General features: G+C 42.3%; 16 protein-coding genes. 6 read left to right on the top strand and 10 right to left on the bottom strand.

All coding sequences use genetic code 11. The features are described from left to right. Positions 1-107 precede the first annotated feature (107 nt). A complete protein-coding gene (locus RB622_RS19240) occupies positions 108-2,048 on the top strand; it encodes an ATP-binding protein (RefSeq protein WP_308048239.1) in 1,941 nt (646 codons plus the stop codon). Between the two features lie 821 nt (positions 2,049-2,869). Here RB622_RS19240 and RB622_RS19235 read toward each other — a convergent pair. Next, positions 2,870-3,187, bottom strand: coding sequence for a hypothetical protein (locus RB622_RS19235; protein ID WP_308048238.1), 318 nt, complete (start codon positions 3,185-3,187; stop codon positions 2,870-2,872). Between the two features lie 331 nt (positions 3,188-3,518). Here RB622_RS19235 and RB622_RS19230 point away from each other — a divergent pair, with 331 nt between their 5' ends. The 3 genes from RB622_RS19230 to RB622_RS19220 all read left to right on the top strand — a co-directional run bounded on the left by RB622_RS19230 (position 3,519) and on the right by RB622_RS19220 (position 5,898). Next, a complete protein-coding gene (locus tag RB622_RS19230; protein ID WP_308048237.1) occupies positions 3,519-4,556 on the top strand; it encodes a hypothetical protein in 1,038 nt (345 codons plus the stop codon). A 109-nt stretch (positions 4,557-4,665) separates the two neighbouring features. Beyond that, positions 4,666-5,256 (top strand): hypothetical protein, encoded by a 591-nt coding sequence (locus RB622_RS19225; RefSeq protein ID WP_308048236.1) that lies wholly within the window; start codon positions 4,666-4,668, stop codon positions 5,254-5,256. A 3-nt stretch (positions 5,257-5,259) separates the two neighbouring features. Continuing rightward, the gene (locus RB622_RS19220; RefSeq protein ID WP_308048235.1) at positions 5,260-5,898 is read left to right on the top strand and encodes a PQQ-binding-like beta-propeller repeat protein; all 639 of its coding nucleotides are present in this window, start codon (positions 5,260-5,262) and stop codon (positions 5,896-5,898) included. Between the two features lie 99 nt (positions 5,899-5,997). On the opposite strand, the gene RB622_RS19215 is transcribed toward RB622_RS19220, so the two are convergent. From RB622_RS19215 to RB622_RS19185, 7 genes are all read right to left on the bottom strand, one after another. Continuing rightward, entirely contained in the window at positions 5,998-7,380 is a 1,383-nt protein-coding gene (locus RB622_RS19215) for a hypothetical protein (RefSeq protein ID WP_308048234.1), read from the bottom strand. Beyond that, entirely contained in the window at positions 7,367-7,951 is a 585-nt protein-coding gene (locus RB622_RS19210) for an RNA polymerase sigma factor (RefSeq protein WP_308048233.1), read from the bottom strand. The genes RB622_RS19215 and RB622_RS19210 overlap by 14 nt, the downstream gene beginning before the upstream one ends. Before the next feature lie 54 nt (positions 7,952-8,005). Beyond that, positions 8,006-8,995 (bottom strand): hypothetical protein, encoded by a 990-nt coding sequence (locus tag RB622_RS19205; RefSeq protein WP_308048232.1) that lies wholly within the window; start codon positions 8,993-8,995, stop codon positions 8,006-8,008. Between the two features lie 399 nt (positions 8,996-9,394). Next, positions 9,395-10,849 (bottom strand): RagB/SusD family nutrient uptake outer membrane protein, encoded by a 1,455-nt coding sequence (locus RB622_RS19200; RefSeq protein ID WP_308048231.1) that lies wholly within the window; start codon positions 10,847-10,849, stop codon positions 9,395-9,397. A 38-nt stretch (positions 10,850-10,887) separates the two neighbouring features. Continuing rightward, positions 10,888-11,961 (bottom strand): TonB-dependent receptor domain-containing protein, encoded by a 1,074-nt coding sequence (locus RB622_RS19195; RefSeq protein WP_308048308.1) that lies wholly within the window; start codon positions 11,959-11,961, stop codon positions 10,888-10,890. Then, on the bottom strand, positions 11,955-12,719 hold the full coding sequence (locus tag RB622_RS19190) for an IS982 family transposase (RefSeq protein ID WP_308048230.1): 765 nt from the start codon (positions 12,717-12,719) through the stop codon (positions 11,955-11,957). The genes RB622_RS19195 and RB622_RS19190 overlap by 7 nt, the downstream gene beginning before the upstream one ends. Then, entirely contained in the window at positions 12,640-12,915 is a 276-nt protein-coding gene (locus RB622_RS19185) for a carboxypeptidase-like regulatory domain-containing protein (protein ID WP_308048229.1), read from the bottom strand. The genes RB622_RS19190 and RB622_RS19185 overlap by 80 nt, the downstream gene beginning before the upstream one ends. A gap of 393 nt (positions 12,916-13,308) precedes the next feature. Here RB622_RS19185 and RB622_RS19180 point away from each other — a divergent pair, with 393 nt between their 5' ends. Together RB622_RS19180 and RB622_RS30365 are read left to right on the top strand one after the other, a co-directional pair. Continuing rightward, the gene (locus RB622_RS19180) at positions 13,309-13,929 is read left to right on the top strand and encodes an AraC family transcriptional regulator (protein WP_308048228.1); all 621 of its coding nucleotides are present in this window, start codon (positions 13,309-13,311) and stop codon (positions 13,927-13,929) included. Next, positions 13,842-14,096: a helix-turn-helix domain-containing protein gene (locus tag RB622_RS30365; protein ID WP_409021672.1), complete on the top strand. Its 255-nt coding sequence runs from the start codon at positions 13,842-13,844 to the stop codon at positions 14,094-14,096. The genes RB622_RS19180 and RB622_RS30365 overlap by 88 nt, the downstream gene beginning before the upstream one ends. Here the strand turns inward: RB622_RS30365 and RB622_RS19175 are convergent. Continuing rightward, positions 14,059-15,240 carry an MFS transporter gene (locus RB622_RS19175; RefSeq protein ID WP_308048227.1) on the bottom strand — a complete coding sequence of 394 codons (1,182 nt, stop codon included), beginning with the start codon at positions 15,238-15,240 and terminating at the stop codon, positions 14,059-14,061. The genes RB622_RS30365 and RB622_RS19175 overlap by 38 nt on opposite strands. Continuing rightward, positions 15,237-15,971 carry a glucosamine-6-phosphate deaminase gene (locus RB622_RS19170; protein ID WP_308048226.1) on the bottom strand — a complete coding sequence of 245 codons (735 nt, stop codon included), beginning with the start codon at positions 15,969-15,971 and terminating at the stop codon, positions 15,237-15,239. The genes RB622_RS19175 and RB622_RS19170 overlap by 4 nt, the downstream gene beginning before the upstream one ends. Positions 15,972-15,976: the final 5 nt, after the last annotated feature.

Raw genomic sequence — 15,976 nt, 5'->3', positions numbered from 1 at the left:
ATTTGGACTACCTGCACGATTGGAGAAATATATTTTAGTGATGTTGATTGTTATCGCTTGGCATTTTTTACCGCTTTATGATGCATAAATTAAATGGCTGGTATCTAATGATAGCATTTCTAATGTTTTCATCGGCAGCATACGCCCAGATCAGCGAAAACCTGTTTCGTCATTTACCTGATTCCACACAACCCAGGTATCGTCTACGGGTTCGATTACAGGAGACTGGTCGAATTTTGCGGGCATACTATTCAATTCCCGATCCTATGCTTAGAAATGAGTTGGCAGGACTCGCTAAACTGAAGGGAGCAAGGTATCGCAACCTGGCTGATGTAAATGAGCGTATGCTTTTTCTTAATGACTTATCCTGGTTCTGGTATCAGAGAAATATTCCGGACTCAGTTGATAAATATTCAAAAATTGCATTGCAAGAAGCTTCACGATTTACAGGAATTGATCGAAGGAAGGAGGCTTATGCACGAAAAATTCAGGCTTATGTTAAAATTGATAAGGACAATTTTTCCGGCGCCTATGCGGATTTTCAAAGTGCAATTGATATCTTTAAAACGGCCTCTGAATTTGAACAAATCAGTGATTGCCATTCGGGAGTATTGATGATATTTCAAAAACTTCAGTTATACGACAGAGTCATATCAAGTGCGGATTCAACATTTACCTTTGTTACTAAGCACAGCAATTATAATGCCCAGGAACATTTAAAACCGTATTTATTACTGATAAAAGCAAGAGCACATATTTCGAAATTCAGTGAACACCTCGCAAGCCATTCTGCTGATTCCGCCAGTTTTATACTTAGAAAAGTTTTACAATTTAAAGAGCCAAGTCAATTTCGGTGGCGCATTGAAGCCTATACCGAACTCGCCAGACTAGCCTACCACCAGAAAAAATATAAGCACTCCATCATGTTTGCGGATTCGGCATTTATCCTTAAAGGACCTAATATTTTAGAGAATACAAATGAGGAAGTCCGGCTGGTTTATAAAGGATTAAGTCTCCTGGAAACTGGAAAAATCAATGAAGGGGTTTCTTTACTTAAGAGCATCAATCGGAAAAAAGATGCAGAGTACAACGGTGTTTTACTCAAACGACTGGTCGAATACGAAGCTGAGCACGAAAATTATGACATGGCCTTGCATTACCATATGGAATTGCTGGACCATTTTCGACGCAGTCAAATTTTGGGGCATCGGGGTGACGTGTTCGAGCTGGAAAGGAAATACAATATGCTTGTGAAGGACTTAGAAATCAGTCGATTACGTAAAAAGGAACGTGGATTGCTTCGCATAACCTTTGGCGTACTGGCCTTACTTTCGGTTTTGGGTTTATTTTTTTGGAACCGCTACCGTGTTGCCAGAAACAAAACCAGATCACTGATCGGTCAACTCGCTGAACTTACCGATATCCAGATGATCAGAGTAGAAGATGCGGAAAACAGGATCCGAAAGAAAATTGCACAGGATCTACACGATGATTTTTCATCCTCCATTGCAGCCAGCACACAGTTTCTACAAGCACAAACTTTAAAAGAAACAGATACTGAAGCAAAAAGAAAGATGAATCTCATAGTCGGTATTCTTCAGGATAGCTATCGAAAGGCCAGAACCATGTCTCATCAAATATACTATGATGAAGGTGAAACTAAATTCTGGGAAGGGTTGGTTGACCATATTACGCTATTCTTTTCCGGAAGTAAAATAGAACTAAGTGTTGACGTGGAGCCGAATGGCTTAATTTTGCCTCTGGAGATAAAAATCACGGTACTGTTAACGGTAAAGGAAGCGATTGTCAATATTATCAAACATGCTCAGGCAACACACGTTGAAATTTTAGTTTTTACCGACCCGGACTGGCTTAACCTCGAAATTACTGATAACGGAAGAGGAATGTTTATGCCGCAAAGAAAAGGGATAGGGCTGGATTCAATTAACAAACGGGTACGAGCAATTAACGGAGATTTTTCCATCACCAATCCCTCCCGAGGAGGAACTACCTTAAAAGTTCGTATACCTGTGGATACTACACTTTAAATCTGCCAAAAGGAATGGAAGCAAGATCAGAGCACGCAACGATTACAGGAGAAGGAGGTGAGATTGTTCACGTTCTATTCACACTTTCATAGTTTTCTTATCCTTGATGTCGATGGTTGATAATCAAATTTGTAAAGAGTCCTTGTTAACGTCGATACCGACTTGCTAGTAGCGCAATACTGCTAAATTATCTGTCAGGGTAGATATTTACTCTCCATGTGCCGCCCGCGGTGGACCGCATTGAGCCCCCTTTCATTTACCCAAAATATAGAACATACCATGGTTCGCAAAGCGTATTTTTTGAGGAAAGCACAAACAGTACTTTGGGTTCTTCAAAATGCCAACACCGACCGAAGAGTCAAAAAACTGAATCAGAAGTACTAAAACGACAGCTTTTCCAATTCGAATGTCTTTAATGATAAAGCCCAGGTGCTGTTTTTTTAAATGAATCCCCTGTCAATATTGATACTAAACCCATTTTAAAAAGTGTCATAAATAAAAACATGAAGCTCTCAGCCATTTACGGACTACAAGATGTATTTTCTCAAAAAATGCAGTTTTCAGACTTAAAACGGATCTTTGATCCGATAAATTTTTACACCTTAAAAATTGCTCTCATTACCCCCTTTGTAGCTCAACAAGATAGATTTTCACAAAGTGTACATGAAATAATTCTTTATTTAGCAATTATCATGTCCTTGATACAATCTCACAAACACCTTTATCAGCTTCTTCCAAATAACTGGGGCAAATTACGAAATCAAAATTTATTTAGGATTATATAAAATTTGTAAATTTAAATCCTTGGTATATAAAAATAATTATTTTAACAGCGTCTGACTGTAATGTTTCATTTCGGCTTTAACAAATGAATCAAAATTTTCTCGCCTAATATTAAAGGTTCTTTCAATAGTCCGATAAAAATCTTCCGAGCTGCATCCAGCCAAAAAGAGTCTTTTCAATCCATTAAATCCACTTTTTGCATAAACTATTTTGCAAATTAGCCCTGCAACAGTATACTTTGCATTTAGATCATCAGCTATCACATAACTATTTTCCAATATATTATTAAAATCCAATTTATGATTCAAAATATACTCACTTAGCATTGTAATTTGATAGTCTAAATCATGTCCCAATGATTTGAGTTCAACAGAGGAGTATATGTCTTTGGATAGTAAAAACCTGTTATGTCAGATAATCCCTAAAGATTCGATAACAAATCTTCTCGAAAGAAGCCAATTTAATAAACGCAGACGAAAATTCTTCACTTGTTCCTTCAGGCAGACTTTCAGTAGCTCTTTTAAATTACCCCTCCGTTAAATCAGAAGTTTAATGATACATCAATTGTATTTTGTTTTATCTGATGCAACGAATTAATGACTTTGTCCGGTCTATTAACCAGGCACCAGTAGTCATGACACATCGCCTCCTTTTCCCATTTATTCAATCGAAATAACTAACAAAAAAATGAAAAGATTAAAAGTTCTGATAACTGCAATAGTTTTTCTTATCCAGGCATGTAATTCAGGAAAAGACCATGTCGTAGAGCCTGCCGAGCAGGTTCCTGCCACTTTTATAGCGTCGGTTAAAGAAAAATACCCTACTGCAACCGCGGTCAAATTTTCTGTCCTGGAAGAAAATAAGGTATATCAAGCCAATTTTAAAATGAGCGGAACGGCCGTATCGGTGGTATCCAACAATCAGGAATTCCTCACAACTGCCCGGGTTGCCGGTGAAAGTTTTCATGATTCTCTGCAAGTCAAACTAGCCGGTCTTGCAATTGCAGGAGGGGTTTCTTCCAATTACCGTATCGTGGAAATTCCTGGTCAACCGCAGCGTCATGTAACAGACTACCTGTTGAATGGGGTTAACTACACATTGAGTATAAATACAAATGGCTATGTCCAGATGGCAACCCGGCAATTGAGCTATGAAACCAAATCATTGAATGATCTGCCGGAAGCAATCCAAAAATTTGTTAACGACAGAAACAAGCCCAATCCGGCATATGTGGCTTCATTGCAGTTGGAGGAGCAGCTTAAACCTCATTTGCTCGATAAAAATGAACTGACCTACAAAAGCGGCTCTGTTTTTTTGACGACAAATGGAACAAAACGGTATCACGTAATGGTGAGCTACTATGGAATGACGGATTTACCGCTATTATTTGACGAGCATGCCAACTTAATCTGGGTATCGAATTTTAACCGGGTGGAAAGTTTTACGAATTTCGATTCGCTCACCGGGGGATTAACTAAAATTTCAGATAGCGATCTCAGTCATTTTAAGAATCTGTTTAACTCCGGAGCAGAATTCCAGAATTTCGCGCTTGGAAATCCTGTTTCCAATACCAGGGCATCATTAAATGTCTATGGAGGCTTAACTTCCTATGAATTTCTTCTTATCAAGCAGCAATCCAATGGGACTGCCAATGAATCCTGGAACCTTTGTTTCGATTCGAATAAAAATCTAATAAGCAGTACTTACTTCGGGCAGACAAACTAAACCTGTCAGCGGATATCAATTGACCCAATACCGAGCGGGCAAAACCCAATCGACCGGACTCAAACCCCTGACGCAAACTTAAATTCTGCTTAATCAGACTGCAATTCCCATGAAAATAAACAGACAAAGCCTCTTTGCTTTTATAATATCGGCGCTTGTACTTTCTTCCTGTTCGAAAAAATCAAGTAATATAGACCCAATCACGTTGGAAGAACGTCAGAATATTGTTTTGGTCCCCACAGACAAGCTAACTGCCCTGGATGGCAACACGGGTATGGTCAAGTGGGAAATGCCGTTTCTTGGTGAGGTCAGTGCCGGAACCGCCGGGAAGCTCTATCTCAACCAGACGGCCTATGGCAGGATCGGAATGTATTCAGATACTGTGGTTTTGTATAACAATCCGTCAAAGGCAAAAAACCTGATCTCGGTAGAACCATCAACCGGCAAAGTAATACAGCAGGTTTACAACCAGTTAAAACCAGGTTTCTACCTGGGCTGTTGCCATGAGTTACAAATAAATCAGTTGATCGGAGTAGATAATGGCACTGCGTTTATGGCTTTGATGTTTAGGGGGCCATTTTCAAATGGATGGCCTACTACACAGAGATTTGCCATTTACGCTACGGATTTAACAACGGGTTCAGTTAAATGGGCCACAGACATTGCAACCAGCGAGATTCCGGCCTTCGACAATGTTTAGCACATGATGCGGCTAACGGACAATAAAATCTATATTGGAGGCACCAAATTTTCATACATCCTGGATGCCGAAACCGGAAGGAAAATCCAAAGTTACCCGATTGGCGAGCTTGTGAATCCAATTGATGGAACCTTTTATGCGATGAACAATGAGAAAATTCTTGCGGTAGACTCAAAATCCGGGTCAGTAAAGTGGGAACTGCAAAAAACTAACCCGGGTGCGTACACTTATCCGGTAGTTGCCAATGGATCGTGTTTTTTCGGAACATCGGGAGGAAAACTATTTGCCTACGATGCTGAAACAGGGAAGAAAAAATGGGAACGGCAATTTGGAGAGTATAACCAGGGAGGGTTCCATCAACTCGCTACCGAAAATGGAATGTTATTTGCATCGTATATGAATGGTAAAATGCTGGCAATAGACCAAAGTACGGGAAACACCCAATGGGAAAGCCAGATGTACAACCCTGATGATATTTCCCCATGGAACTTTGAAGTGAAAGGAAATTTCATTTATGCCTGGGCAATTAATAAGGTAGTGGCACTTGACAAGCAAACAGGACTAAAAAAGTGGGAGAAAACAATGAACAGCTTGTTTACCCGCAAACCCCGTGTTTTTGATGACACCCAGTTGGATCTGTAATAATTTTAATCGCCGGATCTGACATGCAAGTCAGATCCGGCTGTTGGAACGAGAGGCAAGACTCGACGATTACCTATTTACCAAATACGGATGGTCCACTTATTTATCCTGACCCAATTTCAACTGAATCGACAGCCCCACTTGGGATGGCCCTATTGTAATCTGCTGGTCTGCTGCCTTTATCCTGCCAAAGCTATATTCAAAATAAGGGCCTACACTCATGTTCGTCGAAGAATGAATCAGAAAACTTTTTCCTGAAGAGAAATTAAGAAAAAGTAGACCTCCCGAATTCTGACCAAGAAATCTGGAATACTCCACTCCGACGGTTGTATAGAGCCAGCCAAGCTGGCGGCTGGTAAAATCAATTTGTTTTTTTGCTCCCAAACCCAATAAATTACTCGATTTGCTTTCCGATTTAACCACGCCCAGACGCTTTATTTCAAAATCATTCAATGGTTTTTCGACGACCTTAAATTCGGCCGATGCATATGCATAGTTTAGATGAGTATTGATCCTGCTAAAATTCACCAACAACTGAAAACCTCCCTTTTGCAAACCAGCTCCAAATTTATATCCCAAAGTCGAAAGAGTGCCCGCAAGCTCAACGTTCTGAATGCGGTAGCCCTCCCTGGACAACACACTTACCTGTTGAAGAGTTTGAAATGGTGTGACAGTAAAAACAAAGGTCATTTTTTTCAATGCCGATAAGTCAATGTACAATTTCCTATGTAAACTGTCCGGTTTTACCCGAGCAAATGAAGCTAAATCTTCACTCTTTGGATATCCAATTTCCGGCAAATTCATTTTGCTGCCATTTGCAAGAGTCGATCTAAGAGAAAGCAATTCAATACTGCTTGTGCTCCGCTTCCGGACTCCCTTCCCTGTAATATCGCCTTCATTTTCTTTGCTGTCAGTTTGCGCTTCGGGCGTCAACTTCTGGCCGGCATACAGATTCTTACCCGGTTTTATTGTTTGTTGATCTATTGGGTAATTAACCTCCTTTATATGCGCACTGCTCCTACCCGCTTCCTGCTGTTTGTCTGTGTCAGACAACAAGGTTATGTTAGGCCTCACATTGGCACCCGCCCGATCTGCCTTCTGTTTTTCAGTTACGCTGTTGTTATCCAAAGTTTTGCCATTCGGAATTCCTTGATAGGCCTCGACAATCGGCTGGCCCAAATTAGGTATCTCAGGTAGCGTCTTCCTGTCAATCATTGCAACACTCTGCCGGGCATTAGCAGCTACACCCACCGGCTGATCGGATTGTAACTGCTCTTTGTAAATGAATACACCAGCTCCGACAAAAAGCAATAAACCAACCAAGCCCCATAGCATGTACGGCTGTTTCCAGTAAGGTGCTTTTTTGAGCATTTGATACATTTTGTGATCCATGTCCGCATCAGGTTTTCTTTCAAAGTCGGTAAGGGAACTTTGGAGCTTTCTGCGTATCGCATCATTTATTTCCTCTTCAAAAGGTTTCATATTGTTTGATGCCTTTTTGTTCCAATTTTTTTAACAAAAGATTGCGTCCCCTAAGTAGCTGTGAGCGTGAAGTGCCTTCAACGATCCCAAGAATCCCGGCAATTTCTGCATGCGTATAACCATCCACGAAATACAGGTTGATTACGAGTCTATATCCATCAGGCAGCTCGTTGATCGTTTCCAAGAGCACAGTCACTTCGAATTTATTAAGTAAATCCTCAGGATCATTGGTGCCCAATTCCAGGGGAATGTCTTCATATGGCCCTTGTAAGTTTTCTTTCCTTGTCACCTGATTGTAATAATCAACAGCATAGCGTATCATGATGGTTTTCACCCAACTGTCAGCCGATTGAGGATTTTTAAGTTCCGTAATTTTCTGAAAAATTTTAAGCATACCTTCCTGGAAAATATCCTCAGCCTCTGAAACAGTCCGGGCATATCGAATGCAGACTCCCATCAATTTCGCTTTATACCGATCATAAAATAAAACCTGAGCCCGTGAATCCTGCTTTTGACAGGCCTGCACAAGCTCAGATAATCCCAGTTTAGATTTGGATCTGAACAACTTCATTAAATCAGACTGATACGCGTCTCTACTATTCTATGCTTCATTTACTGCCGCTGCTTAGTTTCTGGTAATATAACCCATATACTCTTCCGACAACACCGGCTCTGATGCAGGGTTTGTCAGGATTTGCCAGGATTCAACAATAGATTTGGAGCTACCTCCGTCCGTTTCAAAATTCGTCTTTGTAAATAAATACCTCACACTTTGCAATCCCTTGAAAGAGGTTTGAAATGCCCCAACGATTGGTTTAAAATCAATGATATACTTGCTCGATTTGGCCAGCAATTCCGCGCGTCCTATCTCACTGTTGACGGTGGGAACAACCGCCGACCCATCCGAATTCTGCCCGATCCATGTCAGATTAAAGTCCTTGTCAAAGCAAATGGCATAATGGGCAGGGTTAGGAGCCCATAATGCTTTCAGGTAGGCACGGTAAGTTTTCAAACCCGCAGGATCGACAAATACATAAATATCGTTGTCAACCAGAGATAAGGAATTATCGGAAAAGAATTTCACGATCTGCTGGGGAATATCTTCTGGCTGTAATACATAGTACGTGGAGAAATTGGATATAAGTCTTATCTGATCAGACTCGCCAACCGATGAATAGTGTAACTGATACGACTTCCCATTTAATCTGTAATTCATCAACGCATCATAATAGATAATTGGGCCGATATTTTTGGTTGTACCTTCAACAATCCTAAGATCTGAAAATTCACCTCCTTTGATTGATAGCTGATCCGTGAGGCTTTTGTAAAATGAGAAATCACCATCAGCCTTCCTGATTACAGGACCTACGATCGCAGTGGCACTTAGCTGTGTTTCATACTGGCTTGCATTGCTTTTAAAACTGGTATGCCACAACTTATTTAAAACAAGTGTTTTCATTAAAATATCGTCCGCCGAAGGATAACGGCGTTTCAATGCTTCCACTGCTGTTGGTGGTACAACCTCGGGATCAATGGGTTGAAGATCTTTGACATTGTTACAACCCAAAGAACAACCCAATGCCAGGATCAGAAAAAATTCAGTAAATACCTTCATGGTAAAAAACAAATAGGCTTTGGTTCGCACCTATTCTATAATCAGACGGAATATAATCACCCGCACGTTGCATGACATCGAAATAAAGTTTTAAAGTAGTGTTTTCCATCCCAACAGTGCCATTAGGAGGTAAAAATTTAGAAGTTCAACCATTCCAGTCGGCATTCAAAATACCGGATTGACCTGGGCAGTTTTTCTATTTTAGCCCTGCCATGTAGTGAGCACATGCGTTATACGATCTCTAATTTTTACCTTCACAACAACTATTCATGGCTTATCGTCCAACCCATCTGATATATTTAATACGTTACCAGTTGCTTATTTTGGAAAATTCGGAGCTATTGGGTTCTTCGTCAATTTTGGTGAAACTTGAAGAGCCAAATTCTCCGAAATATCCAACTAATATCCCGAGTTTTGTTTCAACAGCGGGTTCAGAGCAATCTGATTCATCGGAATCGGATAAAGTTCACGGTGCTTCTGACTTACTGGTTTGAATGTCCATGCGGCAGTGAATTTATCAAATCGAACCAGGTCTTGTCTCCGATGCAGCTCCCAGGCCATTTCTCGGCCTCTTTCGGCAAGAATGCTAGCCTCGGTAGTGAGTGCAGCCACCCCACGTCTGGTCTGGACCGCGTTGATATCGGCGAGGGCTGCTACCGTTTTGCCTAGTCTGAAATTCGCTTCTCCACGCATCAGGTAGACATCCGAGATTCTATAAATCACGAAATCGTTGCTCATATCAAAGGTCGCACCTTTTTCTACCTGGTATTTAACAGAGCGGTACCCGGCAAGCTTTGCTTTTGGCCCTGCATCCATTTTAAATGCCGGTATTTCTTTCGTCAAAATAGCAGGAACACCATCATCTTTCAATGCTTCACCACTCGAACTACAAATCTGCCCGGTCAGCCACATTGCACGTCTTTGATCTGCCGCCTCAAAGCTGTCATAAAATTCTGCAGTGGTACAATAGCCATTCCAGGGTGCTGAACCTAGGTCGTAGGTAAACTGGTGCAGATAATGCAGTCCGGCGATCTGGGCATAGAAACCCGTGCGTTTAGATTTGTCATAAGGCGTCGACAGGATAATTTCCGGCGAATCCTCATTGTTCACACTGAAAGTTGACAAAAAATCCGAAGATATGGTAAACTTCTGCGACTCGATGATCGCATTACATTGCTCGATGGTTTTCTCCCATTGGGGCTGCCCGGTATACACCTGCGCATTCAAGTACAGTTTGGCCAGGATCATATGAGCCACATACTTCGACATTCTACCATATTTGGACCGGACAACTGTTGAGAGGTTAGGCAAGGACTCCAACAATTCTCTTTCTACAAAATCATAAACCTCTTTCCTTGTCTGCTGTCCCGACTTGTCCGACCCGATCGTGGTGGCGATGATCACATCGCCGAAATTATCCATAGCCAGATAGTGATAGAATGCCCGAAGCGTACGCAATTCGGCTTGGACTTCGGGAGATGCGAACCCTGGGTTGGTGATTTTCTCATTGATCTTGGCTATGTTAGAATAGATCCAGCTCCAAAGATTATCGAACGCGTAAAAATTGGTCGGCCAGGTATGCTCCTCCATAAACCTCCACTCCGGTTCCCCCCAGTCGCCGCCACGTGTAGGCGCTAATTCTTCATCGGTAACGCAGTTCAGCAGCTCGAACCGGTTCCAGTAGTCGCCCAGACCGCCGTACAAAGGACCTATCAGCGTGTTTAGCTGTCCCTGGGATAGTCCGAATTTATCCCTTTCGACCTGGTCTTTTACCTGTTCATCCAGCTTGGTACAACTCATGATGAAAATCAATGCGGTCAAGACAGCTATTGATCCGATACCTGATTTTTTCATGTTACTCATATTATTGATTTGCTTCAATGCCATTTTGATCAGAATGAAAGATTTATCCCCAGTTGGAACGATCTGGTTTTCGGATAGATATAGCCAGAATCTACGCCAATGCTGGCAGGTTGCTGCTGATTGACCGCTATGTTTCCATTTACGGCCAATTCTGGGTCTATTCCGGTATATTTGGTGAGCACAAACAGGTTGTTTCCGCCAACATAAACCCGGGCATTACGTAGTATTCCCCTACCCGGAATGTTGTAGCCCACCTGCCAGTTGTCCAGCCTTACGAATGCACCGCTTTCCAACCAGTAATCCGATAATGCAGGGGTACTGTAATTGGCAGGAAAGTCGTTGATATCCCGGATCATATTATTTTCTACCACGCTACCTGACAAGGTCAGGTTTGACCGCAAGTTATTCAGGATCTTATTTCCGAATACTCCACGAAGCTGGAAAGAAAGGTCAAAATTTTTATAGGCCAGGTTGTTTGTCCAGGAAACGGTTGCTTTCGGAATACCTAAACCGGATTCAAACTTTTTCGCTTTGCTGTAATCCGCTGTTAACCCACCGTCTTCTGACTCGAAAGTGATACTTCCGTCCTGATCAAATCCAGCAAATTTGGGTACATAAAATTCACCCAGCGGGCGACTTTCACGCAGCTCCGAGGCCGTTATAAGTCCGCGACCATCAAAATTGTTGTACAGAATCTGTCCCGAGTCAAAATTCCGATCATTCAGGCGCACAATCTTATTTTTATAAACGGAGCCAACCAAATTGGATCTCCATCTGAAATTGTTCTGCTCCACAAGGGTCCCACCAAACGAAAGCTCGACGCCTTTGTTGGACATCTGACCTACGTTTTTAAGTATGTTCCCTACAAAAATATCAACGCCGTTCTGCGCCACTGAATAATTATAAAGCATATCATTGGTACGCTTGTCATACACTTCCAAAGTACCGGACAGTTTCCCGTTAAATAATTCAAAATCAAGCCCTAGGTTTACCTGTGAAAGCACCTCCCATTTCAGATCTGGATTGCTGTTCTGTATTACATCTACGCCCGGCAGGTAATTTTTGAGAACCGGATCATAGTAACCTGAGTTCGATTTTAGAATATTGTAATTTGGTTTGTTAGAACTGTGTCAAATTTGATGGCTGGCTTTTTGGGAAAGAAACAATAAGCAATCAGACCAGATATTAAATTGGTTATAAAATTCCCAAAGGATCTGTGTCTAGAATGTTCAACTTGGCACATATTCTTTAGTTCATCGTTAATGGTTTCAATCACCGATCGCTTACGAAGTAGTATTTTATCTCTGAGTTCCATCAGGCAATCGCCCGGCGACCCGGTTTTCATTTTGTTTCTGATACCGGTGATTAAATGTATTCCATCAACAAAAAGAATTTGAGATAACTGTTGGGATACATAGCCTTTGTCACCATACAACTTACCTCTCACAGATTTTATAAATTTCTCATTTTTAAGCGGTTGTCGATCATCAATATTGGCTTGGGTAATTATAAAATTTAGAATCTCGCCCTTATCATTTATAATTAGATGAAGCTTAAAGCCATAGAACCAGCCTATGGTTGACTTACCTACCGTGGCAATATCCTTGAAAACTTTGTTACGTTTAATTCGTTTATTCTTACATACCCTGATTGGCGTCGAGTCAATATATGATATCCCGGTACATTTACCCAAGCAACAGGACTTCCGAAATATCGTCATCGGTAAAACAGCAGATTGCATCAATTCTGTAAAACGATTGTAGGATACAGTGTTGGGAAATTCACTTTTCAAATGCTTTTTTACATAATAGAGATAAAAATGCTTTATATCGCGAAATCCGCCAGTATGGAAGAGGATCATAATTGTAGTTTGCCGGCAGTACTTCCTTGCTTCCGTAGCCAACATAAGAGAACACCAATATCGTATTCGCGTCAGTCTGGATGCTAAAATGCCCTCCATTGTCAGTGGAAGTGCCATTGGTCGTACCCTTGGTGATCACATTGCCCCCCGGCAAGGGCTGGTTATTCTGGGAATCCACTACAGTACCAGTCACCATTCGCTGTTGAGCAAATGTAAAGACGGGCATCAGCAATAAAAGAAACATAAACCTGAATCGGTATCTTTTTATCATATTCACTCGAATGGTTTGTAAGCACGTTGAAACGGCATTCAATTGTGAGGTCAAAATTCGCTATTACCATCCTGCGTTGTCTTATTATTATCCAGTTATTTCTTTATTTTATCTTTATTCGGAGTAAAAAATCCGTTATACAGATTTTGTTTTTAATATGGTGAAGTATTTAGAAGCTGCTTATCAACCCCGTTTTCAATTATGAAGAATCCCTGGTTTATTAAGATTCATTTTCCACAGAGCAAGGCCTTTGATATTGTCAAGGTGTCCCGCCCCTATTTTATCGTCCCCTGGCATTTCCATCCTGAAATCGAGATCATGCTACTTACCAGCGGCTCGGGGACACGCTTTGTCGGCGACAGCATTGAGACATTTCAGGCGAGCGAACTGGTGATGGTAGGTGCCAACCTGGCCCATGTCTGGAAGAGCGGTGAAAGTCATTTTGGTCAAAATAATACGCAGCTTGCCGGGGCCATGTATATTGTCGTCAAGGAGACCGGGTTGGAACACGTATTGTTGTATGAAGAAATGCGACCTGTGCGGGAACTGTTTATACGCGCGCAACGCGGGATCCAATTTAGTCATGAGACTACCAAACGGGTCGGAGAAATGATACTGAAAGCTTATCAGCAGTCTGGCCCCGACCAGCTCGTTTCATTTTTGAATATTCTCAAAGAACTTGCCGAAACCGGTGACTACCGCTATTTGTGTTCCGCTCACTACCGCCAAAAGGTTGACCACCACGATATGACTAAGCTGGACAGCGTGCTGGATTACCTGATCATGAATTATAAAAATGAAGTGCGGCTGGAGGAAGTTGCAGATATTGCCAATATGTCCCTCACGGCATTTTGCAGATATTTCAAAGAGCGGGCTCACAAGACGGTCATTCAGTTTCTGAACGAGATCCGAATCGAGCATGCTCAGAAGAGCTCCTAGAAACGCAATATAACGTCGATAAGATCAGCCTGGAATGCGGTTACAAGAATATCACCAATTTCTACCAGCAATTTCAAAAAATCGTGGGAACCACACCTCTTAATTTTAGAAACAAAACCTGGTTAGGCTTTAATGGGCCGGTTCCAAATCAGCGGATGACTCTCTGATAAAAATCGCAGCAAATACGCAAACCACGGCAACCACAATGGCATTGATGAAAAAGATGGAAGAAATACGCAAATGGGCCTCATACAGATAACCAGTCCAGAAATTACCCAAAACCGCCCCGATACCAAAGTAAGCAGCATACAGCAACGACTGGCCCGTCGCCCGTAACTCAGCTCTCACGAGCAGATTCGTGTATTCAACACAAACCACCCAGAACAGCGACCAGGAGAGACCATGAAGGACATCAATTCCAATGGCCCATTCGAGAACGTCCACAATACTGTACAACAGCATTCGCAAAGCCGAGGCGCCAATGCAGACCAAAAGTGTCCATTTCATACCCAGCCTTTTGAGAATCCTGACGGAGTAAAAGAAAAATGGTATTTCAAACAGCCCTTGTAACGACAAGCCTACGCCTACCAGCGAAGCTGACGCCCCGTTCTCTTTCATATAAATAGAGTAAAAATTCCAGATAGTGGTGACACAGGCCGATACAGCAACAACGATCAACAAAAAGAAAAGCAATTTCTTATCCGACAAATTTCTGATACTTTTAAAGATCGAAGGATTGCGCTTCGGAGCGCGGCTTATAGAACGGGGTAACCATAGTGAGACCAGGAATGCAACCGCCAAACTTCCTGCCGAAAAAAAATAGATTACGCGGGTATCGACCTGATCAATAAAGTATCCCGTGACAATACCCGTTGCCGCCCATCCGACCGCTCCCGCGGCACGGATCGAGCCATAATTGAAAGAGGCAGAGGTTTCCGTCAGCTCGAGTGTGAGGCTATCCAGTGTCGGCTGAATCCCGTTGTAAAAAACTGACATGCAAATAGTGATCAACACCATTCCGGTAAAAGAGTCCCATTTGAGGTAAGCAAGGAAGGAAACCGCCGCCAGCAAGGTGGAGACCAGCATACATTTCCGAAAACCAATGGGGTCCGCTATAAACCCATAGATCGGCTGAATGGCAAACATTGTAACCGGGGTAATGTTGATGATCATGGCGATTTCTATTCCCGAAAAGCCCCTGGATTTCAGGTCATCGGCAAAGACGGGTAACCAGGCCGCTGTGCAGCATATAACCAGCAAGTACAAAAGCCGAAGCTGGTTGGCCACAGAAAGACCTTTCCAGGCAATCATTCGTCTGGAGTTAAGAGTGAAGCCGCTTTCTGGTCCAGCATCACCAATCCGTTCGAATGGTTCCTTATAATCGTCGATGGTACCAAGGGATCTATCGTCCCTTCCAGCGTCGCTTTCATAATCCGCGCCTTACGATCCCCCGAAGCCATCAATAAAACTGAATTTGACTCTTGCAAATGTTTCAAACCAAGTGTAATGCCTTGCCCGAGAGTAGTTTTTCCCGCAAAATACTTCTGCCCAACAGTCCGTGTGGTATCGTCCAGCTCGATGACATGTGTATAAAGTTCGGTAGAAACGCCAGGTTCGTTGAAACCGATATGTCCGTTCATCCCAATGCCCACTACCATGAGGTCGATCCCGCCACGTTTGCTTATAAATTCGTCCATCGCGTCGCATTCTGCCTGCAAATCGAGAGCTATTCCATCGAACAATTTGAATTGACTCAATGAAAGTTTGAGCGGCCCGATAAGGGTTGTATGAAGAAAATAGCTGCAACTGCCAGTATTCTGAGATGGAATGTTTACCCATTCATCCAAGTCGATCAATGTAAATTGCTGATGATCGACACCCTCGCCCAAGAGAAGCGTCGACAGTAAATGATAGGCCAGAAACGGAGTTTCACCCGACGCCAAGCATATAACCGAATCCGGTTTGTTTTTTATTTGTGTTGCAATCATCCGGGCGGCCTGAAAAGACATTACCTGGTGGTCGTCAAAGACAGCTATTTTCATTTAAT

It is taken from the genome of Dyadobacter sp. LHD-138 (genome assembly GCF_030929615.1).
In the GTDB taxonomy this organism is placed as follows: domain Bacteria; phylum Bacteroidota; class Bacteroidia; order Cytophagales; family Spirosomataceae; genus Dyadobacter.
The sequence above is the reverse complement of the archived record's forward strand: the minus strand, read 5'-3'. Positions and strand labels throughout refer to the sequence as shown.

Coding starts and splice junctions, on each gene's coding strand:
- RB622_RS19180 (WP_308048228.1), top strand. CDS start 13,309: ATGCTACTTACCAGCGGCTCGGGGACACGCTTTGTCGGCGACAGCATT.
- RB622_RS19185 (WP_308048229.1), bottom strand. CDS start 12,915: ATGGTGACTGGTACTGTAGTGGATTCCCAGAATAACCAGCCCTTGCCG.
- RB622_RS19200 (WP_308048231.1), bottom strand. CDS start 10,849: ATGAAAAAATCAGGTATCGGATCAATAGCTGTCTTGACCGCATTGATT.
- RB622_RS19240 (WP_308048239.1), top strand. CDS start 108: ATGATAGCATTTCTAATGTTTTCATCGGCAGCATACGCCCAGATCAGC.
- RB622_RS19190 (WP_308048230.1), bottom strand. CDS start 12,719: ATGATCCTCTTCCATACTGGCGGATTTCGCGATATAAAGCATTTTTAT.
- RB622_RS19215 (WP_308048234.1), bottom strand. CDS start 7,380: ATGAAACCTTTTGAAGAGGAAATAAATGATGCGATACGCAGAAAGCTC.
- RB622_RS19170 (WP_308048226.1), bottom strand. CDS start 15,971: ATGAAAATAGCTGTCTTTGACGACCACCAGGTAATGTCTTTTCAGGCC.
- RB622_RS19220 (WP_308048235.1), top strand. CDS start 5,260: ATGATGCGGCTAACGGACAATAAAATCTATATTGGAGGCACCAAATTT.
- RB622_RS19205 (WP_308048232.1), bottom strand. CDS start 8,995: ATGAAGGTATTTACTGAATTTTTTCTGATCCTGGCATTGGGTTGTTCT.
- RB622_RS19230 (WP_308048237.1), top strand. CDS start 3,519: ATGAAAAGATTAAAAGTTCTGATAACTGCAATAGTTTTTCTTATCCAG.
- RB622_RS19225 (WP_308048236.1), top strand. CDS start 4,666: ATGAAAATAAACAGACAAAGCCTCTTTGCTTTTATAATATCGGCGCTT.
- RB622_RS19175 (WP_308048227.1), bottom strand. CDS start 15,240: ATGATTGCCTGGAAAGGTCTTTCTGTGGCCAACCAGCTTCGGCTTTTG.
- RB622_RS19210 (WP_308048233.1), bottom strand. CDS start 7,951: ATGAAGTTGTTCAGATCCAAATCTAAACTGGGATTATCTGAGCTTGTG.